Genomic DNA, 19,637 nt, shown 5'->3' with positions numbered 1-19,637 from the left:
GCTGGGGGAACCAGACGGGGGACCCGGCCCGCGGCCGGAAGGAGCCGACACAAATACGCAAGCGCATCGCCTTGGCGACGGCTCTGGCGTGATGTCCCACGAAGACCTATCCCGCGGCACCATCACCTGGTACAACCGCACCGCAGGCATGCAGGGTTACGTGCAAGACTTCCTGTACGGCCACTCGACGACCGCAGTCTTCGAGGCCTTCGCGGGGTCGGTGAAAATCGACTCCGAGACAAGGACCGCAAACAACGAGAGCGATCTAGGCTATTTTCGCCACTTCGACTTCACGATCGGCGACACGGACCTCGTTGGTGGGATCGACCGAGTCAAGATCACTGTCTGCCACGACTACGGCACCTCACAGCAGGTGCTGTTGTAGTCGGTGGTGCGGCAGCGGCTGTCGTCGGCGACGACGTCGGACGGCGCGCAGGCGTCCTTGGGGACGACGTCGAACCGTCTGCCGATGAAGCCGCCGAATGTGGAGTACGGGGACCTCGGGAAGGACGCGTCGTCGACGGGGTCCTGGTCGTTCTTGACGACGTAGAGCTTGCCGCTCTTGTACGCGAAGAGGTCGTCGACGTCCGCGCCGTGCAGGTTGCCCCGGTGGGCGATGAGGTAGGTGTCCCAGCCGGTGCCGTCGGGCGAGTCGGCGGCGGTGGCGACGGTGACCGGGCCGGTGACCGCCGGAGCGGTGCCGGTGACCGGGCCGCTCTGCACCGGGACCGTGGCCTGGGCGGGGTCGAGGTTGCCGGGGATCAGATCGAGGTCACCGGTCTTGGTGGTGGCGAGCAGGTCGGGTACGCCGTCGCCGGATATGTCACCGGGTTTGACGGGCGTGGCCGGGTTCCAGGGGACGGTGAAGGTGTAGCCGGCGGGGGCGGTGGAGATGTTGCCGGCCTTGTCGACGCCGGCCACGTAGAGGGTGTGCACGCCCCAGTCGCTGATCGGGACGGGGATGGTCGCGGTGGACCGGCCCTGGCTGTCGGTGCCGGTGACAGCGGCGGACTGGCCGTCGGCGGCGGTGGGCGGCGAGTCGAGCTGCCACAGGAAGGAACCGGCGGTCCTTGCGGTCCTCGCCTGGACTGCCCTCGCGGGCGGAGTTGTCCTCCTGGCCCAGGGGTGAGCCGCTCACCGGAGGCCCGTGGCGTCCTGTCCCCGCTCTCTGTTCGGCCGTCGTTCCCAGGGTCCGACGGGAACCGCCCGGGCGCGGCCCTGCACTGGGTCCGTCACGAACCGAGGCGGGCCGCCCACCGGCTGGTGCGTGAACGGCCCGCGCTGCGGCGTGCGGCCGTACGGGGTCTCGGGGCCGTGGGATCGATCCGAACCGCTGACCGCGGGCGGGCGACCGCTCACGACCGTACGGGCGGTTCCGTCTCGCTCATTCCGAGCGCGCGGGTCCTGTTCTGTCCTGTGGGGGCGGCGGCCCGCCGCCGAGGACCGGGTCCTCGGCGGCATAGCGGAGCAGGTGGGGAATCATTCCGCGGTCGAGCAGAGCCTGCCGCCAGACCAGGCGGGTCTGCTGCACGCGGTAGTCCGGAAGCGTGTCGCCACGCTGACGCAGGGCGGTGCGCAGCAGGACGGCGAGAGCCACCAGGGCGCTCACGGCCGCGACGACCGCCAGTACCCAGCCGGCGGTGACGAGTGAGCCGGGCAGGGTGCCCGCCGGGAACACCAGGTGGAGGGTGTACCCGAGCACCAGCACAACCGTCGCGGATGTGGCGGCCACGAGGGGGGTGAGCACGGTGATGGCGGGCAGCAACGTGCCGTCGGCCGACGAGTGTCTGGGGCCGCGCCCGGCCGTCGCCCGTACGGTGAGGTAGGCGCCGTACTCCTCCCCGGCCGCCGCCGTGATCGCGTCGGCCGCGTCGAGCGCCTCGGCGCGGAGCCGGTCCGCCGCCCGGTTGGTGGGGTCGGTGAGGAGGACGGCGCGGAGGGCCTTCCCGCGCAGCGCCAGGCGCAGTACCGCTTCGAAGTCCGCCCGGTCCTCGGGGCGGAGGCGGGGCGGGCCGGTCACGCCGTCCTGCGAGGGGTCGTCGGGCCGGGTCAGACGTTCACCCCGAAGTCGGCGGCGATGCCGGCCAGGCCCGAGGCGTAGCCCTGGCCGACGGCGCGGAACTTCCACTCGGTTCCGTGCCGGTAGAGCTCACCGAAGACCATCGCGGTCTCGGTGGAGGCGTCCTCGGACAGGTCGTAGCGGGCGATCTCCTGCCCTCCGGCCTGGTTGACGACACGGATGAAGGCGTTGCGGACCTGGCCGAAGCTCTGGCCGCGGTTCTCGGCGTCGTGGATGGAGACCGGGAAGACGATCCGGTCGATCTCGGAGGGCACGGCGGCGAGGTTCACCTTGACGGACTCGTCGTCGCCCTCGCCCTCGCCGGTGAGGTTGTCGCCGGTGTGCTCGACCGAGCCGTCCGGGCTGCGCAGGTTGTTGTAGAAGACGAAGTGCTGGTCGGACGGGACCTTGCCGGCCGCGTCCAGGAGGAGCGCGGAGGCGTCGAGGTCGTAGTCGGTGCCCGTGGTGGTGCGCACGTCCCAGCCGAGCCCGACGAGGACCGCGGTCAGCCCCGGTGCCTCCTTGCTCAGCGATACGTTGCCGCCCTTGGAGAGGGAAACTCCCACTGCTTTCCTCCTGGTTGAGATGTCCGCCGGGTGGTGCCCGAACAGAATCTACAGCACTGTAGAAAATGTGGTGGCCGGGATGCGGACTCCAGGCGCCGGACGGCCCGGTGTCCTTACGATGGACCACCCGTGAAGTGCGGGGCAGCGGAAGGGAGACAAGGCGTGACGGAGGACCGGCGTCCCCGGCGGCGGCGAGGGCAGGGCGAGCTGGAGATCCAGGTGTTGTCGGCCTTGCGCGAGGCGGACGGGCCGGCCACCGCGGGCTGGGTGCAGGAGCGGCTCGGCGCGGACCTCGCGTACACGACGGTGATCACGATCCTGACCCGGCTGCTCGCGAAGGGGGCGGTGACGAGGGAGCGGACCGGCCGGTCCTTCGCCTGGACGCCGGTGTCCGATCAGGCCGGCCTCGCCGCCCACAAGATGCGCAGGCTTCTCGACGGCGAGAGCGACCGGGAGGCGGTACTGGCCAGCTTCGTCACCTCGCTCGACGCCGCCGACGAACGCCTCCTGCGAGAGCTCCTGGGGCAGACGAAGGCCGAAGGGGAAGACTGAGGCCTCATGGGGGTGTTCGTCTTCCTGCCGCTGGTCCTGCCGCTCACGGCATGGCCGATCGCGCGACTCGCGGAACAGCGTCTGCACCCGCGCACGGCGACCCGGTTGCTGACGGCCGTGTCCGGCGTGATGGCGCTGTGCAGCACGGTGTGCCTGGGGCTGCTGATGGTGGTCGGCACCGCCCAACTGCCCGGCAACCCGCTGCCGGACGCCTGGTCGGACCCGGAGGTGCGCGAGGCCGTGCCCTACGACGAGATCGCCGGCCGCGCGGCCATCCCGGCGCTGCTGCTGGTGGCCGTCGTCTGTGCCCGCACGCTGTGGCGGCACGGGCGGGTGCGCCGCCGGGCCCACCGGGCCCTGGCCGGGCTGCCCGGCACGGAGGTCGCCGTACTTCCCGACGCCGTGCCGTACGCGTACGCCCTGCCCGGTGGAACCCGACGGGACCGGATCGTGGTGACCACGGCCCTGCTCGACAGCCTGCGGCCCGCCGAACGCCGCGCCCTGTTCGCCCACGAACGGGCCCACTTGGCGGCCCGGCACCACCGCCACCTGCTGGTCGTTCAACTGGCCGCGCGCGCCAACCCCTTCCTGCGCCCGCTGTGCACGGCCGTCTCGTACACGACCGAACGGTGGGCGGACGAGGAGGCGGCCCGCGCCGTGGGTGACCGCAGGACGGTGGCGCGGGCGATCGGTAAGGCGGCGCTGGTCTCCCGGGGCACGCCGGTTGCGACCCTCGCGGCGTTCGCGGCGGCTCCCGGGCCGGTGCCGCGCCGGGTGGCGGCGCTGCTGGGGCCCGCTCCGGCGGTCCTGCGCAGCTGGCCGTCGATGTTCACCTCGGTCGGCGCGGCCGCGTGGACGGCGGCCGCGGGCACGGCCGTGTCCGCGATGGCGTCGGCCAACTCCGCGGTGACGATGGCTCTCATCCTGCACGCGGCGACCCCCCTGTGATCCGGCGGCCATGAGTACGTCCGATCCGGTGGGCATGAACCGCCGCCGACTGCGGAAGGTATCGGGTTGTTTGTCCTATGCTGACGCCGAGCTGGAGACGACCTGGGGGTATGTCTGATGAATGCTGCAGGCATAGGAAAGTCCGTGTTGAAGTCGGGGGTCAAGCGGCTCCTGGGACGTGCTGGATTCGACATCGTGCGCAGCACCAACAACCTCGGTGGCGTCGACGACTTCATCCCGTTCGAAGCAACGATGCGGGCCGCGCGGGAAGCCGGTCTGTCAGTCGGTGACTACATCGACGAGGTCATGAACGGGACGCCTGGCGCCACCCGGTCCACCATCGACGAACTACGCGCTCTCGGCGTCTTCGCCGCCAACCCGAACACGGTGCTGGAGATCGGCCCCGGGTCCGGACGGTACCTGGAGAGGACGCTGAAGGAGTGTGCACCGGACCGCTACGAGATCTACGAGACGGCAGAGCCCTGGGCCGACTACCTGGTGGACACGTTCGGCGTGGTCGCCCGACCGACCGAGGGAGCCAGCCTCGCCCCGACACCCGACGGCTGCATCGACCTCGTTCAGGCCCACAAGGTCTTCAACACCGTGACCTTCCTCTACGCCTCCCGCTACTTCTTCGAGATGGCACGGGTCACGCGACCCGGTGGTCGGATCGTCTTCGACGTGATGACAGAGACCTGCCTCGACCCGGACGCGGTACGCGCCTAAGCGACGAAGGGCGGCGCGGGGCACGACTCCTACCCGGCCGCCATGCCCCGCCAGACGTGCGTGGACCTCTTCGCCACGCTCGGCTGCAGCCTGGAGGGCAGCTTCCTGGCCCCCATGGGCATCGCCTCGACAGAGGTGCTCGTCTTCCAAAAGAAGGCTTGATCCTCACGGCGTCGGCGTCGGGGCCTCGCCCGGCGTGAGGGTGACCGCTCGGCATCAGCGGAGTGGCGCCGGGCCGAGCCCGTGAGGGGCGGGTGGCCCGGCGCACGTACCACCGTCGCTCAGAGGTCGAACTCGTGCGGGGGCAGGTCGAGGGTGAAGCACGCCTCACGGACCACGGCCTGCTCGGTCTTGTCGAAGTCGCCGTCGGCGCCGCCGATGACGATGCCGATCTGGATGACGGCCCGCGCCTCGGCCGGCTTCTTCTTCGCCTTGGCGATCTCCTGCAGCACGCTGACCTTGCCGAAGTCGAAGTCGGCGGTCAGCTTGTTCAGGTTGTCGTCGAAGCGCCGCTGAAGATCCGTGGCGTCGAAGTTCTGCAGCACCTCGTTGGTGGCGATCAACTGGGCCACCCGACGCCGCTCGGAGGGGTCGATGGTGCCGTCCGCCGCCGCGACCAGGGCGCACATCGCCATGCTCGCGTCGCGGAAGGCACCGCTCTTGAGGTCGTTCTTCTTCGCCACGAGCTGGGTCTGCATCGTCGACGCGGACTCCTTGATGCGGTCCCACAGGGCCATGAGAACTCCATGTGTTCGTTGTTGTCGTAAAAGATCTACAGCAACGTAGAAACTAGTGGCGCGGCCGATAAGTTCCGGCCGGTTCGGTGAACTTCGGGAGCGGCCTCCAGGGGCGGAGTGGCCTCCAGGGGGCTAGTCGTCCCCCGCGACGGCCGTGCCCATGCCGGGGCCGGAGCGGTGACCGTCGTGGTGGTGCTCGTCGTGACCGTGGTGGCCGTGACGGCTGTCGTGGCCGTACGAGGTGTGCGAGCCGGACGCGCCATGCGAGCCGTAGGTCGCCCGGTGCTCGAGGAGCTGCCGGATCCAGCCGTCGACCTCGGTGTTCCAGTCGCGGTGGTCGTGGTGTCCGACGGTGAAGCGGGTGAGCGCGTCGTGCCCCTCGGAGAAGAAGCCGCCCCGCTTGTCGGCCTCCAGGACGATCTCCATCCCGGCGGGATTCGCGAGGAAGGTCACCTCGATCTCGTTGACCTGGTGGGCGTACTGCGGCGCCGGGGTCAGTTCGATCTCCTGGTAGAAGGGGAGCTGCTGTCCGGTGCCGCCGATGCGGCCGTACTCCAGGTCTGCGGACTTGAAGCCGAATCCGAGCCGGCCGAGCGCCTCCAGGACGGCCTCCTGGGCGGGCAGCGGGCCCACGGCCAGCTGGTCGAGGTCCCCGCTGTCCTTGGCGCCGGCCACCGCGAGCTCGGTGCGCACGCCGAGGACGATGCCCAGCGGCTGCCCGTACAGCTCGGTGATCGGGGTCTCCCACGGAAGCGTCACGGTGAACGGCACGCTGTACTGCGCGCCCGCCGCCAGCCGGAAGCCCCCGCCGACCGTGAACCGGTCGAAGACGACCACACCCTGGCTCTCGCCGTCCTCGTGCTCGGCCTCGACCCGGGCCACCAGCTCCAGGGTGATGTGCTCGATGTCGAAGTCGGCGTCGCCGCCCCTGAGATGGACCTGGCCCGACAGGCTGCCGCCCGGCCGGGCCGCGCCTTGGTCGAGAACCGTGTCCACCGTGGGCCCGCCCACGCCGAGCGAGCCGAGCAGCCGTTTGAACACCATCGAGGCGTCCACTCCTTTACGTTCCGTGCGGAACATGCGCGTGTCCGGAGCACTGCGCGCCGACGGCAGCCGGCTCGATGAAAAAGATCTATGAGGTTCCTGTGAATTGGGAGGCTATGTAAAGCGCTTACATATTCATGATGGAATATGGGGGCCAAACCAGCCGGGGGAGGGTGGAAAGATGGCTGATTATGCCGCGGCCGCCGATGTGTCTGATGAGGAGGGGCGCATCGCGCGATGGCAAGGTGCTGTGACGCGGGCGCGACTGCTGCCGGACGAGGAAAATGAACTTCTCAGACTAGTTGCCTTAGGCTACACGAACGCCTGTATCGCTCGAAAGATATTCCTGAGTGAGCGCACCGTGGGAAGCCGGCTTCGTCGGCTCGCGCGCGAGCTCGGGCTCGAGTCGCGCGACGAGCTGGTCATCGTCGCGGCGTGCAGTCATCCGCCTGTCCGAGACGGCCATGTGTGCCGACAGCCGATGTGACCCACGGCCGCCCACCCGGCCGACGGCTGTGCCGCCGCTGTCGGCCGACCGGCTCGCCGATCTTGGTCGCCGGTCCGGGGCGCAAGTGACTCATTCACCCGCGAAATTCACCCCGAACCGGCGGGACATCTGAAACTCGAACCACACGACCCCGCCGGATAAGGCGCGCCTTTTTGTAAGTGCTGCCCATAGGGAAGTCAGCGCACCGGAAGTCGACTGAGGGTCGGCGTCTTGAATGCGGCGATACCGCACGCCAGCAGAAGCGTGACATCGGCCACCGTGGCGAGGCCGCCGGCCGTGAATCCTTCGGTGAAATCCCACCACACGGCATGTCCTTGCGGATCCTTCGCCCCGACCGATCCGACCACGGCCAGGTACACCGCCGGCAGCAGCCACGACTGGCGCCAGCCGAAGACCCGTCCCGAGAGCAGGGCGATGCCCAGCCATCCCGGCAACGCCAGAGCCACCGCGGCGACCGTCCGGCCCGTGACGGAGAGATTCAGGACGGCCAGGTGCACGAGGCAGGCCGCGAGGACCACCAGGGCGAAACGGGCCATCCGGCGTCTCTCGTACACCTTGGCTCCCATCGCTTCCAGCTCGCCCATCGGACCGTGCAGACACAGGCAGGGCAGAACGGCGGCGAACGCCGACAGGAGGGTCCAGGCCGGAATCGGGGCGGCGGTGCCCTCCGCGAGGGAGGGCACCGCCAGGACTTCGCCCTTCAGTGGATGTCCGACGAGGCCGAGGACGGCCGCCGCGAGGACGGTGCGCCAGATCCGGTACACGCCCGCAGGTGCGCGGACGAGATCAACCACAGTGTGCCGCCTTGTACTTGGTGATCAGGGAACGTGCCCAGGCGGACTGTTCCGCTTCCGGCAGGTCCGCCGTCGCACGACCCTCGTTGATGGCGGCCAGGACCTCCTTGCGGGCACCCCCGATCGTGTAAGGGGGTTTGCCGCCGCCGGCGAGACGCTTCTCCAGCCAGGCCTCGAGTCTGGTCGCCGAGAGGTCGTCCGTGGAGAACTTGCAGTCGGCGAACGTCGCCTGCAGAGTCGCTCCCGCGACGCCGTCCGCCATCTCCCACTGCGACCCGCTGTCCATGTCGAAATCGCCGTAGTACCAGTGGTTCCGCTCGTCGTACAGGTGGCCGTAGGAGTACACACGCTCGGCGTACGACAGTCCCACGTCCGTGTCCGCCAGCCGGCCCAGGATCTCGGTGGCCACGGGGAAGTACTTCTCCTCCTCCGGCCACAGGCACACGAGGGTGTCGACACCCTCGACCCCGATGCACCGCGCCTTGCCCTCCGGATCACGGTCCGCCACAGCCGGTACCGCCGTGGCCGTGCACGACAGTGCCACCCCTCCGACGAGGAGGCACGCACGCAGCACCAGGCGGCGCCGGGGGGCATCCTCGAACCAGGTCCGCCACAGGCAGAGCGCCAGCAGGGCGCAGGCGGCCAGCGCGTACAGCGCCAACGCCCAGGGCACGACCTCCCATCGGGCCGGCCCCTGGATGACCACGAGGTTGCTGTCCGTGGCCAGATCGCTGGCCAGCCAGCCGAGCATGGCCAGTGCCGGACCCCACACCTGGCTGAGCAGCATGCCGAGGGCCCATCCCCACGCGCAGGCGATCAGGAGCGCCGCCATCCCGAGTGCGACGTAGCCGAGGTAGAGAGCGATCCCCGTGGGCCAGCTCGCGGCGGTCACGGCGAAGGCCACGGCCTGCCCTGCCAGGTACGCCCCGAGGACGCTGAGCACGAGGACAGCCATCCGGGGCAGTTCGGTCTGCCAGGCCGGCTTGGACGAACAGGTCAACTGCTCGTTGATCTCGGAGTTCTTGCGACGCAGGCCGGCGGTCCAGGCTGCCGCGGCGGCGGCCAGCCCACCGGTGTAGAGCGCGCTGGCCTCGGCGTTGGCCCCGGTTTCACCCCAGTGGCCCGTCCACAGGTCGGCGCGCCAGAGGAGGACGACGAGTTCGACGACGAGGAGCAGTACGGGAAGCCACTTCAGCGGACGCATCCGCCAGTGCAGGGCAAGAGCGCTCACAGGGCACGCTCCACATCCGGCAGCACGCCCATGTACGCGCGCTCCAGAGGGGTGTCACCGGGAAGCGAGTCGTCGCCCCGCTCCAGCATTTCGTCGATGGTGCCCGCGAAGCGGATCTCACCGTCGTGGAGCACGACGACGCGGTCGGCGATGGCCGAGACGTCATCGATGAGGTGGGTGCTGAGCAGGACGGTCGTGTCCTCCAGCCGCTCGAGCACCTGGCGGAAGAACAGGCGCTGCTTCGGATCGAGGCCGACCGTCGGTTCGTCGAGAATGATGAAGGACGGGTCGCCGACCGTGGCCCACGCGATACCCGCCCGCTGGCGCATGCCCCCGGAGAGAGAGGACATCTTGGTCCGCTCCTGGTCGCTCAGCTTGACCCGCTCCAGCGCGGTTCCCACGAGATCCGCACGCTCGTCCCGGGGCACCTCGCGCAGCCATGCCCCGTACTCCACGAAGTCCCTGACGCGCATACCGGGATCGAAGCCGAAGCGCTGGGGCAGGTAGCCGATCCGAGGGCGCACCCGACGGGCGGCCCGTGCGCTCGTGACGGCCTCGCCGTCAAAGGTGAGTTCGCCGGCCCGTAAAGGCTGAATCGTGGCCAGCGACCGCATCAACGTGCTCTTGCCGGCGCCGTTCGGGCCGAGCAACGCCGTTATGCCCGGTTGGAGTTCGAGCTCGAGACCCTGGAGGACGAGACGCCTCCCGTATCCCTGGCTCGCGTCCCTCAGCGTCACGCGCATGTTCCCTCTTCCCGACGCCCCTCACAGCGTTGCCGAGCGGGGCACATGTATCGTGGGGAGGGGTCGTGGCTCTAGACCAGCCACGACCCCTCCGGTTCCTCGGGTCACCTTCCTCGGATCACCGTGGAGCGTTGATCATCTGGGTGCCGAGCTCAGTCCCAGAACACGGTGTAGCCCGTGTCGACGTCGAAGGTGCAGTCCGTGCCGTCGACCTCGGCCGTGGAGTAGTAGCCGCGGTACACGGTCATCGACTTGTCGGACTGGTAGTCGCACACCGCGGTCGTGTAGTAGTACCCGTCGTCGGTGGCTCCGGGCGAGTCGCAGTCCTGGTTCCAGTCGGTGTTGTAGTACTCGCCGTAACAGTTGTTGACGACGTTGCTGTACGTCACCGCCGAGGCGTTGGCCGCCGGGATGGCGATCAGGCCCACCGCTGCAGCGGCGCCCGTCGCGAGGATTGGCGCAATCCTCTTCAACATTGTTCCTCCGTAGTCAGCTCCCCCCCCTGCCGGCGGATGCCGTCAGGGGCGCGTGAGGAGGGCGGCCCCCCTCACGGCTCCCAACGAACTCCCGTTCGCTGAGCCGCAGGTGAATCTACGGTGGCTCTTGACCGTGAACAAGCAAGAATGGTGATTCTTGCCACCAAGTGGAAAGTCATGCCGGCAAGGGCCGCATCACACGCGAACTCCCTTGATTCACAAGCCATTTCGCGCCACGAGGAGCGTTGCAACCTGGGGTGGATCCGGTGCGTCCGCCCCGAAACGCCTCCGCCCCTGCCTGGTGGGGCAGGGGCGGAGGCTTTGCTCGTGCTGTCGGTGATCAGCCCAGTTGCTTGACCGTGGGCGACAAGGTCCTGGCCACCGACCCCGAGACGGGCGAGACCCGCACGGAGACGGTCACTGCCGAGACCCTGGGCAAGGGCGTCAAGCACCTGGTCAAGGTCACCATCGACACCGATGGCAAGAAGGGCTCCAAGACCGCTGAGGTCACCGCGACCGAGGGGCACCCGTTCTGGGTCCCCGAGCTCGGTGAGTGGATCGATGCGACCGATCTCCGCACCGGCGAGTGGTTGCAGACGGGTGCGGGCACCCGCGTTCAGGTCACTGCCCTCAAGCGCTGGACGGCGCTGGACGCCACGGTCTACAACCTCACCGTCAGTGTCCTGCACACGTACTACGTGGTGGCGGATGCCACCTCCGTACTGGTTCACAACACCAGCGCCCGTCCGACCAAGGGCGGCGACGAGGTCGACTATGGAAGCACCGATCTCAGTCAGTCGGTCATCCAGGAGCGTCTGCGGACGAACAACACGGGCAACAACTTCGCGGCGGCCCGGTACACCGACGCGGATGGGATTTCCCGGATCGCGGTCGCGTACTCGTCCAAGGGTCTCGGCAACCACGCAGAACGGAAACTGCTCAGGCAGTACGGCGACTCGATCACGGAGATGTACTCGGAGTTCCAGCCGTGCACGGGATCGAACAAGTGCCGTGCCATGTTGGAGACGGCCGGAATTCCGACGTCGTACTGGAGGATCGTGCGGCTCGTGAGTTCTTGGCGTCCGTCGGCCTGCCCGCTTCCTTCATCCTCTTCACGGCGGACGAGACCGAGACCGGTGGTCCGGAGGGAGGCGGTGCGCCGGTCCGTGAGGCGGTGAGAATCGGCTACGGCACGGAGGGTGAAGGGGCCTACTACGTCGACTGTGCGACGGGCACCATTGACTACATCGAGGAGCACACGTTCTCAGTTCTCCATGTGAGCGATTCTCCACGGAGTTTCGCGAGGTGCCTCGCAGCGTTCGAAGGGGCAACCTCGGGGACGACCCTCGACACCTCTCCAGAGGAATGGACTGACATCGCGGAGTCGCTGGAACGGACCATTGCGGAGATCGATCCGTCAGCACTGCGGGAGGATCCGGGGTTCTGGCACTCGCTGCTGTTCGATGTGTCGAGCGGCGATTACGTGGGGGAAGAGAGCGGGGACGCCTGAACGGTTGGGTGGCACGCTCCTGGGGCAGGGCTTGAGGGCGTCAAGGCCATTCGTCCGACTGCACGGTGGCGCCCTGAAGCTTCAGGAGGGCGAAACCGCCCCTTCCGCCATGGCGTCGCCTTCTCAACCCGGCGTTGCCAGGGCCTTGCCGAATCAGCAAACGAGCTCGTCTTCCTGGCGCGGCCGTCCCGATGATCGTCGTAAAGCAGACGCAACGGTCAGGGAGGCGCGCAATGTCGAGGCACGTCGCGGAGATGCAGCATCGGTCGGTGTCCTGGCCCGGAGGCCGGATTCACCTCGCGGAGCAGGGAACCGGGCCGCTGGTGCTGCTTGTGCACGGCTTCCCGGAGTCCTGGTACTCCTGGCGGCACCAGCTGCCGGCACTCGCGGCGGCGGGATACCGCGCGGTCGCCATCGACGTCCGCGGCTACGGCCGTTCCTCCAAGCCGGCCGCGACGGACGCGTACCGGATGCTCGACCTGGTGGAGGACAACGTCTCGGTGGTGCAGGCGCTGGGGGTGGAGTCGGCGGTGGTCGTCGGCCACGACTGGGGCGCGACGATCGCCGCGCACTCCGCCCTGCTCCGACCGGAGGTCTTCCGGGCGGTGGGACTGCTGAGCGTCCCCTACACCCCGCCCGGCGGCCCCCGCCCCGGTGACGTCTTCGCCGGGATGGGCGGGGACGAGGAGTTCTACGTCTCGTACTTCCAGGAGCCGGGCCGGGCCGAGGCCGAGATCGAACCCGATGTACGCGGCTGGCTCGCCGGCTTCTACGCTGCCCTGTCCGCCGACACCATGCCCGCACCCGGCGCTCCCGATCCCCATTTCGTCAGCAAGGGCGGGACACTGCGCGACCGGTTCCCCGCCGGTCGGCTGCCCGCCTGGCTCAGTGAGAGCGACCTCGACGTCTACGCGGGGGAGTTCGAGCGGACCGGCCTGACCGGAGCGCTCAATCGCTACCGGAACATGGACCGCGACTGGGAGGACCTCGCCGCCCATCGCGGTGCTCCCGTCACTCAGCCGTCCCTGTTCATCGGCGGCAGCCTGGACGCCTCCACGACCTGGCTCGCCGACGCGATCGAGGCCTACCCGGTCACCCTGCCGGGCCTGACCTTCTCCCACCTCCTCGACGGCTGCGGTCACTGGATCCAGCAGGAACGCCCCGACGAGGTCAACCGCCTCCTCACCGACTGGCTCGCCGCCCTGCCCGTCTGACAGGGCGGCACGGCGCTCAGGCGGAGGCCGCCTGCAGGGGCAGTTCGACGATCGCATAGGCGAGGAGCGCGCAGGGCACGGCCGCCGCCAAGGTGAGGGCGCGCTCCCGGTGCGTACGGGCCATGAGCAGGGGGACGAGGGCGAAGACCGCGAAGCAGCTCAAGGCTTGCGACGCGTAGTGGAGGTTGAACGCCGCCATCATCCCCTCCATCCCGAAGAGTCCGGCGAACGCGGCCAGGCCGACGACACGACGCCACACGTCTCCTTCCCGTCGCCACCAGTACGCCGCGACACCGAACAACGGCCCCGCCACGCAGGCCATGCCGAGCCAGATCAGCGGGAAGAACAGCGCACCCATGCCGTCCCGCCCGAACTCGGCGTACCCGTAGTACCCCACGACCAGCCCGGCCTCCGCGCACAGTCCGCCGACCGCGGACCGGAGCACCGTGCCCGACCCGGCGAGCAGAGCTCCGGCGACGAACGCGACGGCCGACCAGACGGCACCGGAGTTGGCGAGTTGATTCCAGGCTCCCGGGAGCCATCCCTGAGCCAGGTTGGTGAGGACGCCGAGCAGCGCCCCGCCGACGGTCGTAGCCGCCATCGTGGTGGCCCATGCCCGGTGATCGCTGCCCGGCGCCGCCAGGTCGTCCGGGCTTGTGGTCGTTGCCATGCCGGCCTCCGCGGTCGCGCTCATACCTTCCGCACGTCTCGTGCGTTCGGCGCACTATACATGCAATGTATACGCGCAATGTATAGTCGCAGTCGACCTGCCGTAACCACCGCTGATCAATGCCGGTTGTGTCGGGTGCGGCGCCCGAGGGATAGGTTCTCCGCATGGACGATGCCGAGCTTGCGACCCTCCTGGCGGAGTGTTCCGGCGTGCCGTACCCGGGCACCTGGCAGGACCGCCCGTTCGCGGAGCGCACGGTCGACGGAGTGCGCTACGCCTTGATCGCACTCGATCCTGGCCTGAGCGCGATCGGTTGGCACCGTGCCGAGGGCTCGCTGTGGCTGCTGACGCAGGACGGCGTACCGAGTCTGGTCAACTCCAGCCCTGAGGCGTTCGCAGCGTTCACCCGCGCCTACGAGGAGGCCGCCCTCGAGGCCTCACTGTACGAGGGGGCGGAGGCCGACGACGACGAGGACGCTGCCCTACGGGCTGCCGACGCCCTCACCGACACGCTGATCGACAAGTTCAACGTGCTTGACGCGGTGGCCGTCGCCGACGAGAACTCCTTCTGGCACACGGCTGCCGAGGAGTTGGGCTACAGCATGGACGTCTGACGCGGCAGCGGCCGGGGCGCTGTCATCGCCGTACGGCATGCCCTGGGCATGGACGCACCGACCCTGTGCGTATGCCTTCCAGGAGGTGGGCGAGGGCGCCGGGGGTGGTGGAATCGAGCCGATCGAGCGACGCGTGGACACGCTGCTGCGGGCCGAGACCGACGAGGGCACCTACCTCCTCGTCGTGGAGTCGCAGGGCGAGCCGGACGACAGGAAGCGACCGCAGCTGGCCGTACTACCTCGCCTACCTGCTGGAGAAGTACCACTGCGACCCCGTCCTGATCGTCGTCACCCAGAACAGCGCCACGGCCCGCTGGGCGGCCAAGCCCATCCACGTCGGGGTGCGGGGCATGCCCTCGATGACCGTACGGCCGTTCGTGCTCGGGCCGGGGAACGTCCCGGTGATCTCGGACGAGGCGGAAGCGGTGCGGGACCCGGCCCTCGCGGTGCTTTCGGCGATGACGCACGGCCGGGGGCCGCAGGCCGCGGGCATACTGGAATCGCTGGTAGTCGCCCTGAAGTCCATCGACGCGGACAGTGCCGCGGTGTTCGTGCAGTTCGTCGACTCGTGCCTGGCAGACCCCCAGGCCCGGCAGATGTGGAGGGACCTGATGACGGCCATGCAGTACTTCTGGCGGCACCCGCTCGCCGAGCAGGTGCGCGAAGAAGGCCGAGAGGAAGGCCGAGAAGAAGGCCGCGTAGGGGCGCTCGCCGAGATGACCCTGAACATCCTGCGATGGCGCGGCATCGACGTCCCCGACTCCGTGCGCGAGCGCGTCGAGGCCTGCGCCGACCTCGACCAGCTCACCCTCTGGTCCGAGCGCGCCGTCCACGCCACCACCGCCGACGACCTCTTCGCCCCCGTCGACCAGGACGCCCCGCTCACCCGGAAGCCGGGGCGTCGCCGGTCACGTCAGGGGAGCGCAGCAGACGCAGGAACGCCTTCACTCCCGCGATGATCTCCTGGTTGTCGGTGAGGCGGTTCACCGTGGATTCGAACTCCCTGCCCAGCGCGGCGATCCGGCGGTCCGTCCCCTCCGCCCGCTCGTACGTGCTCAGGGCCAGCCCGTCCACGGTGCGCCGCAGTTCGGCGAGGGCCTTGTACTGTTCCTCCGCCTTCTCCTCCAGGACCCGCGTCCCGGCCTCGACGTGGTCCAGCCGGGAGCGCAGCTCTACGACGTCGTCGCGCGGGTACTTCACCTCCTTCAGGAGGGTTCCCAGGCGCCGTCGGAGCTGGCCGAAGTAGGCGCCGGCCGGGCGGAAGAAGGTGCTCAGGAGGAAGAACGCGGCGAACCAGTAGCCCGTGAACTCACCCGTCGCCCAGGTGACCGCCACCACGACCCCCGCTGTCAGGACGTGACCCGCGACCGCCGCCCGGAGCATCGTGCGGGCGATGCGCTTGGCCTCGGCGTCCCGGGCCTGGGAGATCTCCATCCCCTTCTCCCGGCTCACCGCGATCTCGGCGAGCACGGCATGCGCACGGAAGTACAGGTTCCAGGGCAGGGTGAGCAGGAGCATCAGCCACAGCAGGCTCAGTACACCCGCCCCGACGGCGAACACCACCGCGGGCGGTGCCCCCGCCACGTAGGCGAAGACCAGTGCCGAGGCCGCCACCACGACGGCCACGACCGCCCCCAGAAGTCTGCCCATGCCCCGCCTCCCGTCGGTCCGTCGACACCGCTCATCGACACCGCTCATCGACACCGCTCATCGTCCCCGGGCCGGTGGGGTTTGGCATGAGTAGGCGTACTCAGGGAAGCGGTCGGCTCAGCCCAGCATCCGCACCGGCGCCCCCGCCAGATACGCCCGGATCGCCTCCACCGCCTGCCCGTAGTACCGCTCGTAGTTCGCGCGGGACACATACCCCAGGTGCGGCGTCGCCAGCAGGCGGGGGGCCGTGCGCATGGGGTGGTCGGCCGGCAGGGGCTCCACGTCGAAGACATCCACCCCCGCTCCCGCGATCCGCCCCTCCCGCAGCGCGGCCAGCAACGCCTCCTGGTCGACGATCGCCGCCCGCGAGGTGTTCACCAGGTACGCCGTCGGTTTCATCAGCCCCAGCTCGACGGGTCCCAGCAACCCCCGCGTACGGTCGCTCAACGCCAGGTGGACGGACACGAAGTCGGCCTCCGCCAGCAGTTCCTCCTTCGAGGGTGCCAGCCGTACGCCCACCTCCGCCGCCCGGGCCGCCGTCAGATTCGCGCTCCACGCGCTCACGTCCATGCCGAACGCCAGCCCCACCCGGGCCACCAGACTCCCGATCTTCCCCAGCCCCAACAGCCCCAGCCGCCGCCCGCGCAGATCGGCGCCGACCGTGGACTGCCACGGCCCGCCCTCCCGGAGGGAGGCACTCTCCTGGACCAGCCCCCGCGCCAACCCCAGCAACAGCGCCCAGGTCAGCTCCACCGGAGGAGTCGACGAGCTCTCCGTACCGCAGACCGTCACGCCGTTCGCCTTCGCCGCCGCGTAGTCGATGACCGAGTTCCGCATGCCGGAGGCGATCAGCAGCCGCAGCCGGGGCAGCCGGTCCAGCAGGCCGGCCGGAAAGGCGACCCGCTCCCGCAGGGTCACCACACAGTCGAAGTCCGCCAGCGCCGCCGCGAGCTCGTCCTCGTCGCCGAAGTGCTCGGTGAAGGACACCACCTCCACCTCCTCTCCCGGCACCGACCAGTCGGCGAAGTCCGTCGCCACGTTCTGAAAGTCGTCGAGTACCGCGCAGCGGAAGGGCATCGTGTTTCCTCCAGGTGGGGGGGCGGTCGGATGCGAGGTTACGGTGGAGACGTGAGCGACACGGCCTCCGGCGGCAGCGGCTACTCCGGCACCCCCCTCGCCAAGAAGCTCGGCGTCAGGCCCGGACACCGGCTCCGCCTCCGTCACGCCCCGGACGGGTGGGCCGTACCCGGTCTCCCCGAGGACTGCGACCTCGCCCCCGGCGGACCCCGCGACGCCGACATCACCGTCGCCTTCTACCGCACCCACGCCGATCTCGCCGTCGAAACCCCCGACCTCGTCCGCGACCTGGCCGACGACGCCATGCTCTGGATCGCCTGGCCCCGCAAGGCCGCGGGCCACGTCAGCGACGTCACCGAGAACGGCCTGCGTGACCTCTTCCTGCCCCTCGGTGTCGTCGATGTGAAGGTTGCGGCGCTGGGGGAGGACTGGTCGGGGCTGAAGTTCGTCCGACGGCTGGAAAATCGCCGTAAAAGGGACGCAAAGTGAACCGGCTTTCGGGCAACCTCCGTATCTGAGGCAACATCTTGGTGAATGACGGGCGTCGCGCGACGGGAGCGCGGGTGAGTGCCGTCGTCGGCCGGACGGAGTGAGGGGCGTTGAGCGACGTGGTGGAGCCGAGGATCGCCGTTGCCGTCGTGACCATGGGGAACAGGCCGGACGAGGTCGACGCCCTGCTGGAGTCCGTCGCCAAGCAGGACCTGGCACCCGCCCGCATCGTGATCGTCGGCAACGGCTGCGTCCTCCCCGACTTCGCCGGCCGCCTCGCCCTCCCCGGCGAGGTCACCACCATCGACGTCGACGAGAACCTCGGCTGCCCCGGCGGCCGCAATGTCGCCCTCGCCCGCCTCCGCCGGTACGGCGACATCGACGTCGTCGTCGAACTGGACGACGACGGGCTGCTCGTCGACGCCGACGTACTGCGTCGCGTACGGGATCTGTACGCCGCCGACCCCCGCCTCGGCATCGTCGGCTTCCGCATCGCCGACGAACATGGCGAGACCCAGCGTCGGCACGTCCCGCGCGTCGGCGCCTCCGACCCCATGGAGGGCGGATACGTCACCGGCTTCCTCGGCGGCGGCCACGCGCTCAGCATGGCCATGCTCGCCGAGACCGGCGACTGGCCCGCCGAGTTCTTCTTCGCGCACGAGGAGACCGACCTGGCCTGGCGCGCCACCGACGCCGGCTGGAAGATCCTCTACGCGCCCGAGCTGCTGCTCCAGCACCCCAAGACCTCGCCCGCCCGGCACGCCATCTACCACCGCGTCACCGCCCGCAACCGGGTCTGGCTGGTCCGGCGCAATCTGCCGCTGCCGCTCATCCCTCTGCACCTGGGCGTGTGGATCGCCGTCACTCTGCTGCGCACCCGCTCGCTCGGCGGACTCCGGGCGTGGTTCGGCGGGTTCGCGGAAGGCGTGCGCAAGCCGGCCGGACCCCGGCGGCCCATGCGGTGGCGCACGGTGTGGCGCCTGACCCGCCTCGGCCGCCCGCCCGTCATCTGAGCCGACCGCCTGTACGAACCGGCGCCCGAAGACTTGCCGCGCCACCTGCCCGCTGCCGCCGCATACGCCGCATACGCCGAATACTCGGCTGCGGGTGACAGCGGCCGCCCCCTAGCCTCCTCTGGGGTGTCGACAAGGCACCCCGGCGGCAACGGCCGTTCGGTGGAGGGGAGATGCACGGGGAATGACGTCTCAACTGTTCGCGCTCTGCTTCGATGCGAGGGAACCGGCGCGTCTCGCGCGGTTCTGGTCCGAGTTCCTGGGGTGGGAGACGATCGGCGATCCGCACGACGGACTCACGCTCCTGCCGGGTGACGACACCGGGTTCCGTCTCCGTTTCCTGCGGACCCAGGAGCCGAAGACCGTCCAGAACCTGATGCACTTCGATCTGACGAGCGCCTTCCCGGAGGAGCAGGAGCAGACGGTGACCAGGGCGCTGGCCCTCGGCGCACGGCACATCGACGTCGGCCAACGCCCCGAGGAGGGGCATGTGGTGCTGGCCGACCCGGAGGGCAACGAGTTCTGCGTCATCGAGGCGGGCAACAAGTTCCTCGCCGACTGCGGCTTCATCGGGGCGCTGGCCTGCGACGGTTCACAGGCGGTCGGGTACTTCTGGAGTCAGGCGCTGGGGTGGCCCCTGGTCTGGGACCAGGACCAGGAGACCGCGATCCGCTCGCCGCACGGCGGTCCGAAGATCACATGGGGTGGCCCACCGCTGATGCCGAGGGCCGGCAGGGACCGGCTGCGCTTCGATCTCGCTACCCCCGCCGACGGCGATCCGCGGGCAGAGGTCGACCGTCTCCTCTCCCTCGGGGCGACTCGCCTCGACACCGGCGGGGGAGAGGACGGCGGGGTGGCGTTGGCCGACCCCGACGGCAACGAGTTCCGGGTGCTGACGCCCCGGTAGCGGCGTCCGTGTCCGGCCGGTGGTGGGGAACAGGGCGCGGGCCCCGGTCGTTCACCTCCGCCGACCGAGGCCCGAAACGCCCCCGGACCCGGCCGCGGCGGCGACACTC

Annotated in this window: 23 protein-coding genes and 2 pseudogenes; 13 read left to right on the top strand and 12 right to left on the bottom strand. The window is 69.6% G+C overall.

Annotated elements, in window-relative coordinates:
• Nucleotides 1–91 precede the first annotated feature (91 nt).
• A complete protein-coding gene (locus ACIRF9_RS46485) occupies nt 92–385 on the top strand; it encodes a hypothetical protein (protein ID WP_403835854.1) in 294 nt (97 codons plus the stop codon).
• Here the strand turns inward: ACIRF9_RS46485 and ACIRF9_RS46480 are convergent.
• The 3 genes from ACIRF9_RS46480 to ACIRF9_RS46470 form a co-directional block, all read right to left on the bottom strand.
• A complete protein-coding gene (locus tag ACIRF9_RS46480) occupies nt 355–936 on the bottom strand; it encodes a hypothetical protein (protein WP_403835852.1) in 582 nt (193 codons plus the stop codon). The two genes, ACIRF9_RS46485 and ACIRF9_RS46480, sit on opposite strands and share 31 nt — an antisense overlap.
• Nucleotides 937–1,384: 448 nt before the next feature.
• The gene (locus ACIRF9_RS46475; protein WP_403835851.1) at nt 1,385–2,020 is read right to left on the bottom strand and encodes a hypothetical protein; all 636 of its coding nucleotides are present in this window, start codon (nt 2,018–2,020) and stop codon (nt 1,385–1,387) included.
• A gap of 29 nt (nt 2,021–2,049) precedes the next feature.
• The gene (locus ACIRF9_RS46470) at nt 2,050–2,625 is read right to left on the bottom strand and encodes a TerD family protein (RefSeq protein WP_403835849.1); all 576 of its coding nucleotides are present in this window, start codon (nt 2,623–2,625) and stop codon (nt 2,050–2,052) included.
• Nucleotides 2,626–2,787: 162 nt separating this feature from the next.
• Between ACIRF9_RS46470 and ACIRF9_RS46465 the strand changes: the two genes are divergently transcribed.
• The 3 genes from ACIRF9_RS46465 to ACIRF9_RS46455 all read left to right on the top strand — a co-directional run bounded on the left by ACIRF9_RS46465 (nt 2,788) and on the right by ACIRF9_RS46455 (nt 4,851).
• Nucleotides 2,788–3,177, top strand: coding sequence for a BlaI/MecI/CopY family transcriptional regulator (locus ACIRF9_RS46465; RefSeq protein WP_403835846.1), 390 nt, complete (start codon nt 2,788–2,790; stop codon nt 3,175–3,177).
• Nucleotides 3,178–3,183: 6 nt separating this feature from the next.
• Nucleotides 3,184–4,125, top strand: a complete 942-nt coding sequence (locus ACIRF9_RS46460; protein ID WP_403835844.1) for a M56 family metallopeptidase — start codon at nt 3,184–3,186, stop codon at nt 4,123–4,125.
• Nucleotides 4,126–4,269: 144 nt separating this feature from the next.
• Nucleotides 4,270–4,851, top strand: coding sequence for a methyltransferase domain-containing protein (locus tag ACIRF9_RS46455; RefSeq protein WP_403835841.1), 582 nt, complete (start codon nt 4,270–4,272; stop codon nt 4,849–4,851).
• A 281-nt stretch (nt 4,852–5,132) separates the two neighbouring features.
• Here ACIRF9_RS46455 and ACIRF9_RS46450 read toward each other — a convergent pair whose 3' ends face one another.
• Complete coding sequence (locus tag ACIRF9_RS46450) at nt 5,133–5,588, bottom strand: TerB family tellurite resistance protein (protein ID WP_359000353.1); 456 nt, start codon at nt 5,586–5,588, stop codon at nt 5,133–5,135.
• 132 nt (nt 5,589–5,720) lie between these two features.
• Nucleotides 5,721–6,632 carry a sporulation protein gene (locus ACIRF9_RS46445; protein WP_403835838.1) on the bottom strand — a complete coding sequence of 304 codons (912 nt, stop codon included), beginning with the start codon at nt 6,630–6,632 and terminating at the stop codon, nt 5,721–5,723.
• A gap of 181 nt (nt 6,633–6,813) precedes the next feature.
• Between ACIRF9_RS46445 and ACIRF9_RS46440 the strand changes: the two genes are divergently transcribed.
• Nucleotides 6,814–7,119 carry a response regulator transcription factor gene (locus ACIRF9_RS46440; protein WP_403835836.1) on the top strand — a complete coding sequence of 102 codons (306 nt, stop codon included), beginning with the start codon at nt 6,814–6,816 and terminating at the stop codon, nt 7,117–7,119.
• Nucleotides 7,120–7,316: 197 nt separating this feature from the next.
• Here ACIRF9_RS46440 and ACIRF9_RS46435 read toward each other — a convergent pair whose 3' ends face one another.
• From ACIRF9_RS46435 to ACIRF9_RS46420, 4 genes are all read right to left on the bottom strand, one after another.
• Nucleotides 7,317–7,934, bottom strand: a complete 618-nt coding sequence (locus ACIRF9_RS46435; RefSeq protein ID WP_403835833.1) for a hypothetical protein — start codon at nt 7,932–7,934, stop codon at nt 7,317–7,319.
• Nucleotides 7,927–9,165 carry a hypothetical protein gene (locus tag ACIRF9_RS46430; RefSeq protein ID WP_403835831.1) on the bottom strand — a complete coding sequence of 413 codons (1,239 nt, stop codon included), beginning with the start codon at nt 9,163–9,165 and terminating at the stop codon, nt 7,927–7,929. The genes ACIRF9_RS46435 and ACIRF9_RS46430 overlap by 8 nt, the downstream gene beginning before the upstream one ends.
• Entirely contained in the window at nt 9,162–9,902 is a 741-nt protein-coding gene (locus ACIRF9_RS46425) for an ATP-binding cassette domain-containing protein (protein WP_403835829.1), read from the bottom strand. Before ACIRF9_RS46425 ends, ACIRF9_RS46430 begins: the two co-directional genes overlap by 4 nt.
• 158 nt (nt 9,903–10,060) lie before the next feature.
• Complete coding sequence (locus ACIRF9_RS46420) at nt 10,061–10,384, bottom strand: hypothetical protein (protein WP_403835827.1); 324 nt, start codon at nt 10,382–10,384, stop codon at nt 10,061–10,063.
• A gap of 362 nt (nt 10,385–10,746) precedes the next feature.
• Between ACIRF9_RS46420 and ACIRF9_RS46415 the strand changes: the two are divergent.
• The 3 genes and pseudogenes from ACIRF9_RS46415 to ACIRF9_RS46405 all read left to right on the top strand — a co-directional run.
• Nucleotides 10,747–11,562: pseudogene (locus ACIRF9_RS46415) on the top strand (polymorphic toxin-type HINT domain-containing protein); the annotation flags it as partial.
• Entirely contained in the window at nt 11,460–11,894 is a 435-nt protein-coding gene (locus ACIRF9_RS46410; RefSeq protein WP_403835825.1) for an SUKH-4 family immunity protein, read from the top strand. The pseudogene ACIRF9_RS46415 and the gene ACIRF9_RS46410, both read left to right, overlap by 103 nt.
• 233 nt (nt 11,895–12,127) lie before the next feature.
• A complete protein-coding gene (locus tag ACIRF9_RS46405) occupies nt 12,128–13,108 on the top strand; it encodes an alpha/beta fold hydrolase (RefSeq protein ID WP_403835822.1) in 981 nt (326 codons plus the stop codon).
• A gap of 16 nt (nt 13,109–13,124) precedes the next feature.
• Here ACIRF9_RS46405 and ACIRF9_RS46400 read toward each other — a convergent pair whose 3' ends face one another.
• Complete coding sequence (locus tag ACIRF9_RS46400; RefSeq protein ID WP_403835820.1) at nt 13,125–13,778, bottom strand: DUF6518 family protein; 654 nt, start codon at nt 13,776–13,778, stop codon at nt 13,125–13,127.
• Nucleotides 13,779–13,942: 164 nt separating this feature from the next.
• On the opposite strand from ACIRF9_RS46400, the gene ACIRF9_RS46395 reads away from it, so the two are divergent.
• Nucleotides 13,943–14,392, top strand: a complete 450-nt coding sequence (locus tag ACIRF9_RS46395) for an SUKH-4 family immunity protein (protein ID WP_403835818.1) — start codon at nt 13,943–13,945, stop codon at nt 14,390–14,392.
• Nucleotides 14,393–14,504: 112 nt separating this feature from the next.
• Nucleotides 14,505–15,252, top strand: a pseudogene (locus tag ACIRF9_RS46390) (hypothetical protein); the annotation flags it as partial.
• Between the two features lie 22 nt (nt 15,253–15,274).
• On the opposite strand, the gene ACIRF9_RS46385 reads toward ACIRF9_RS46390, so the two are convergent.
• Together ACIRF9_RS46385 and ACIRF9_RS46380 are read right to left on the bottom strand one after the other, a co-directional pair.
• Complete coding sequence (locus tag ACIRF9_RS46385) at nt 15,275–16,042, bottom strand: hypothetical protein (RefSeq protein WP_403835816.1); 768 nt, start codon at nt 16,040–16,042, stop codon at nt 15,275–15,277.
• A 117-nt stretch (nt 16,043–16,159) separates the two neighbouring features.
• Entirely contained in the window at nt 16,160–17,119 is a 960-nt protein-coding gene (locus ACIRF9_RS46380; RefSeq protein WP_403835814.1) for a D-2-hydroxyacid dehydrogenase family protein, read from the bottom strand.
• A gap of 51 nt (nt 17,120–17,170) precedes the next feature.
• Between ACIRF9_RS46380 and ACIRF9_RS46375 the strand changes: the two genes are divergently transcribed.
• The 3 genes from ACIRF9_RS46375 to ACIRF9_RS46365 all read left to right on the top strand — a co-directional run bounded on the left by ACIRF9_RS46375 (nt 17,171) and on the right by ACIRF9_RS46365 (nt 19,528).
• Entirely contained in the window at nt 17,171–17,608 is a 438-nt protein-coding gene (locus ACIRF9_RS46375) for a DUF3052 domain-containing protein (protein WP_403835812.1), read from the top strand.
• 119 nt (nt 17,609–17,727) lie between these two features.
• The gene (locus ACIRF9_RS46370; protein WP_403835960.1) at nt 17,728–18,621 is read left to right on the top strand and encodes a glycosyltransferase family 2 protein; all 894 of its coding nucleotides are present in this window, start codon (nt 17,728–17,730) and stop codon (nt 18,619–18,621) included.
• A 184-nt stretch (nt 18,622–18,805) separates the two neighbouring features.
• Entirely contained in the window at nt 18,806–19,528 is a 723-nt protein-coding gene (locus ACIRF9_RS46365; protein ID WP_403835810.1) for a VOC family protein, read from the top strand.
• Nucleotides 19,529–19,637 lie beyond the last annotated feature (109 nt).

Source organism: Streptomyces sp. NPDC096132, from assembly GCF_044763345.1.
Lineage (GTDB): Bacteria > Actinomycetota > Actinomycetes > Streptomycetales > Streptomycetaceae > Streptomyces.
Note: the sequence above shows the minus strand (reverse complement) of the source record. Positions and strands in the feature narration are given on the sequence as shown.

What these genes read in the sequence shown, in the direction of transcription:
- ACIRF9_RS46395 (WP_403835818.1), top strand. Translation starts at nt 13,943, where the DNA reads ATGGACGATGCCGAGCTTGCGACCCTCCTGGCGGAGTGTTCCGGCGTG.
- ACIRF9_RS46445 (WP_403835838.1), bottom strand. Translation starts at nt 6,632, where the DNA reads ATGGTGTTCAAACGGCTGCTCGGCTCGCTCGGCGTGGGCGGGCCCACG.
- ACIRF9_RS46385 (WP_403835816.1), bottom strand. Translation starts at nt 16,042, where the DNA reads ATGGGCAGACTTCTGGGGGCGGTCGTGGCCGTCGTGGTGGCGGCCTCG.
- ACIRF9_RS46485 (WP_403835854.1), top strand. Translation starts at nt 92, where the DNA reads ATGTCCCACGAAGACCTATCCCGCGGCACCATCACCTGGTACAACCGC.
- ACIRF9_RS46365 (WP_403835810.1), top strand. Translation starts at nt 18,806, where the DNA reads ATGACGTCTCAACTGTTCGCGCTCTGCTTCGATGCGAGGGAACCGGCG.
- ACIRF9_RS46405 (WP_403835822.1), top strand. Translation starts at nt 12,128, where the DNA reads ATGTCGAGGCACGTCGCGGAGATGCAGCATCGGTCGGTGTCCTGGCCC.
- ACIRF9_RS46420 (WP_403835827.1), bottom strand. Translation starts at nt 10,384, where the DNA reads ATGTTGAAGAGGATTGCGCCAATCCTCGCGACGGGCGCCGCTGCAGCG.
- ACIRF9_RS46440 (WP_403835836.1), top strand. Translation starts at nt 6,814, where the DNA reads ATGGCTGATTATGCCGCGGCCGCCGATGTGTCTGATGAGGAGGGGCGC.
- ACIRF9_RS46400 (WP_403835820.1), bottom strand. Translation starts at nt 13,778, where the DNA reads ATGGCAACGACCACAAGCCCGGACGACCTGGCGGCGCCGGGCAGCGAT.
- ACIRF9_RS46380 (WP_403835814.1), bottom strand. Translation starts at nt 17,119, where the DNA reads ATGCCCTTCCGCTGCGCGGTACTCGACGACTTTCAGAACGTGGCGACG.
- ACIRF9_RS46450 (WP_359000353.1), bottom strand. Translation starts at nt 5,588, where the DNA reads ATGGCCCTGTGGGACCGCATCAAGGAGTCCGCGTCGACGATGCAGACC.
- ACIRF9_RS46460 (WP_403835844.1), top strand. Translation starts at nt 3,184, where the DNA reads ATGGGGGTGTTCGTCTTCCTGCCGCTGGTCCTGCCGCTCACGGCATGG.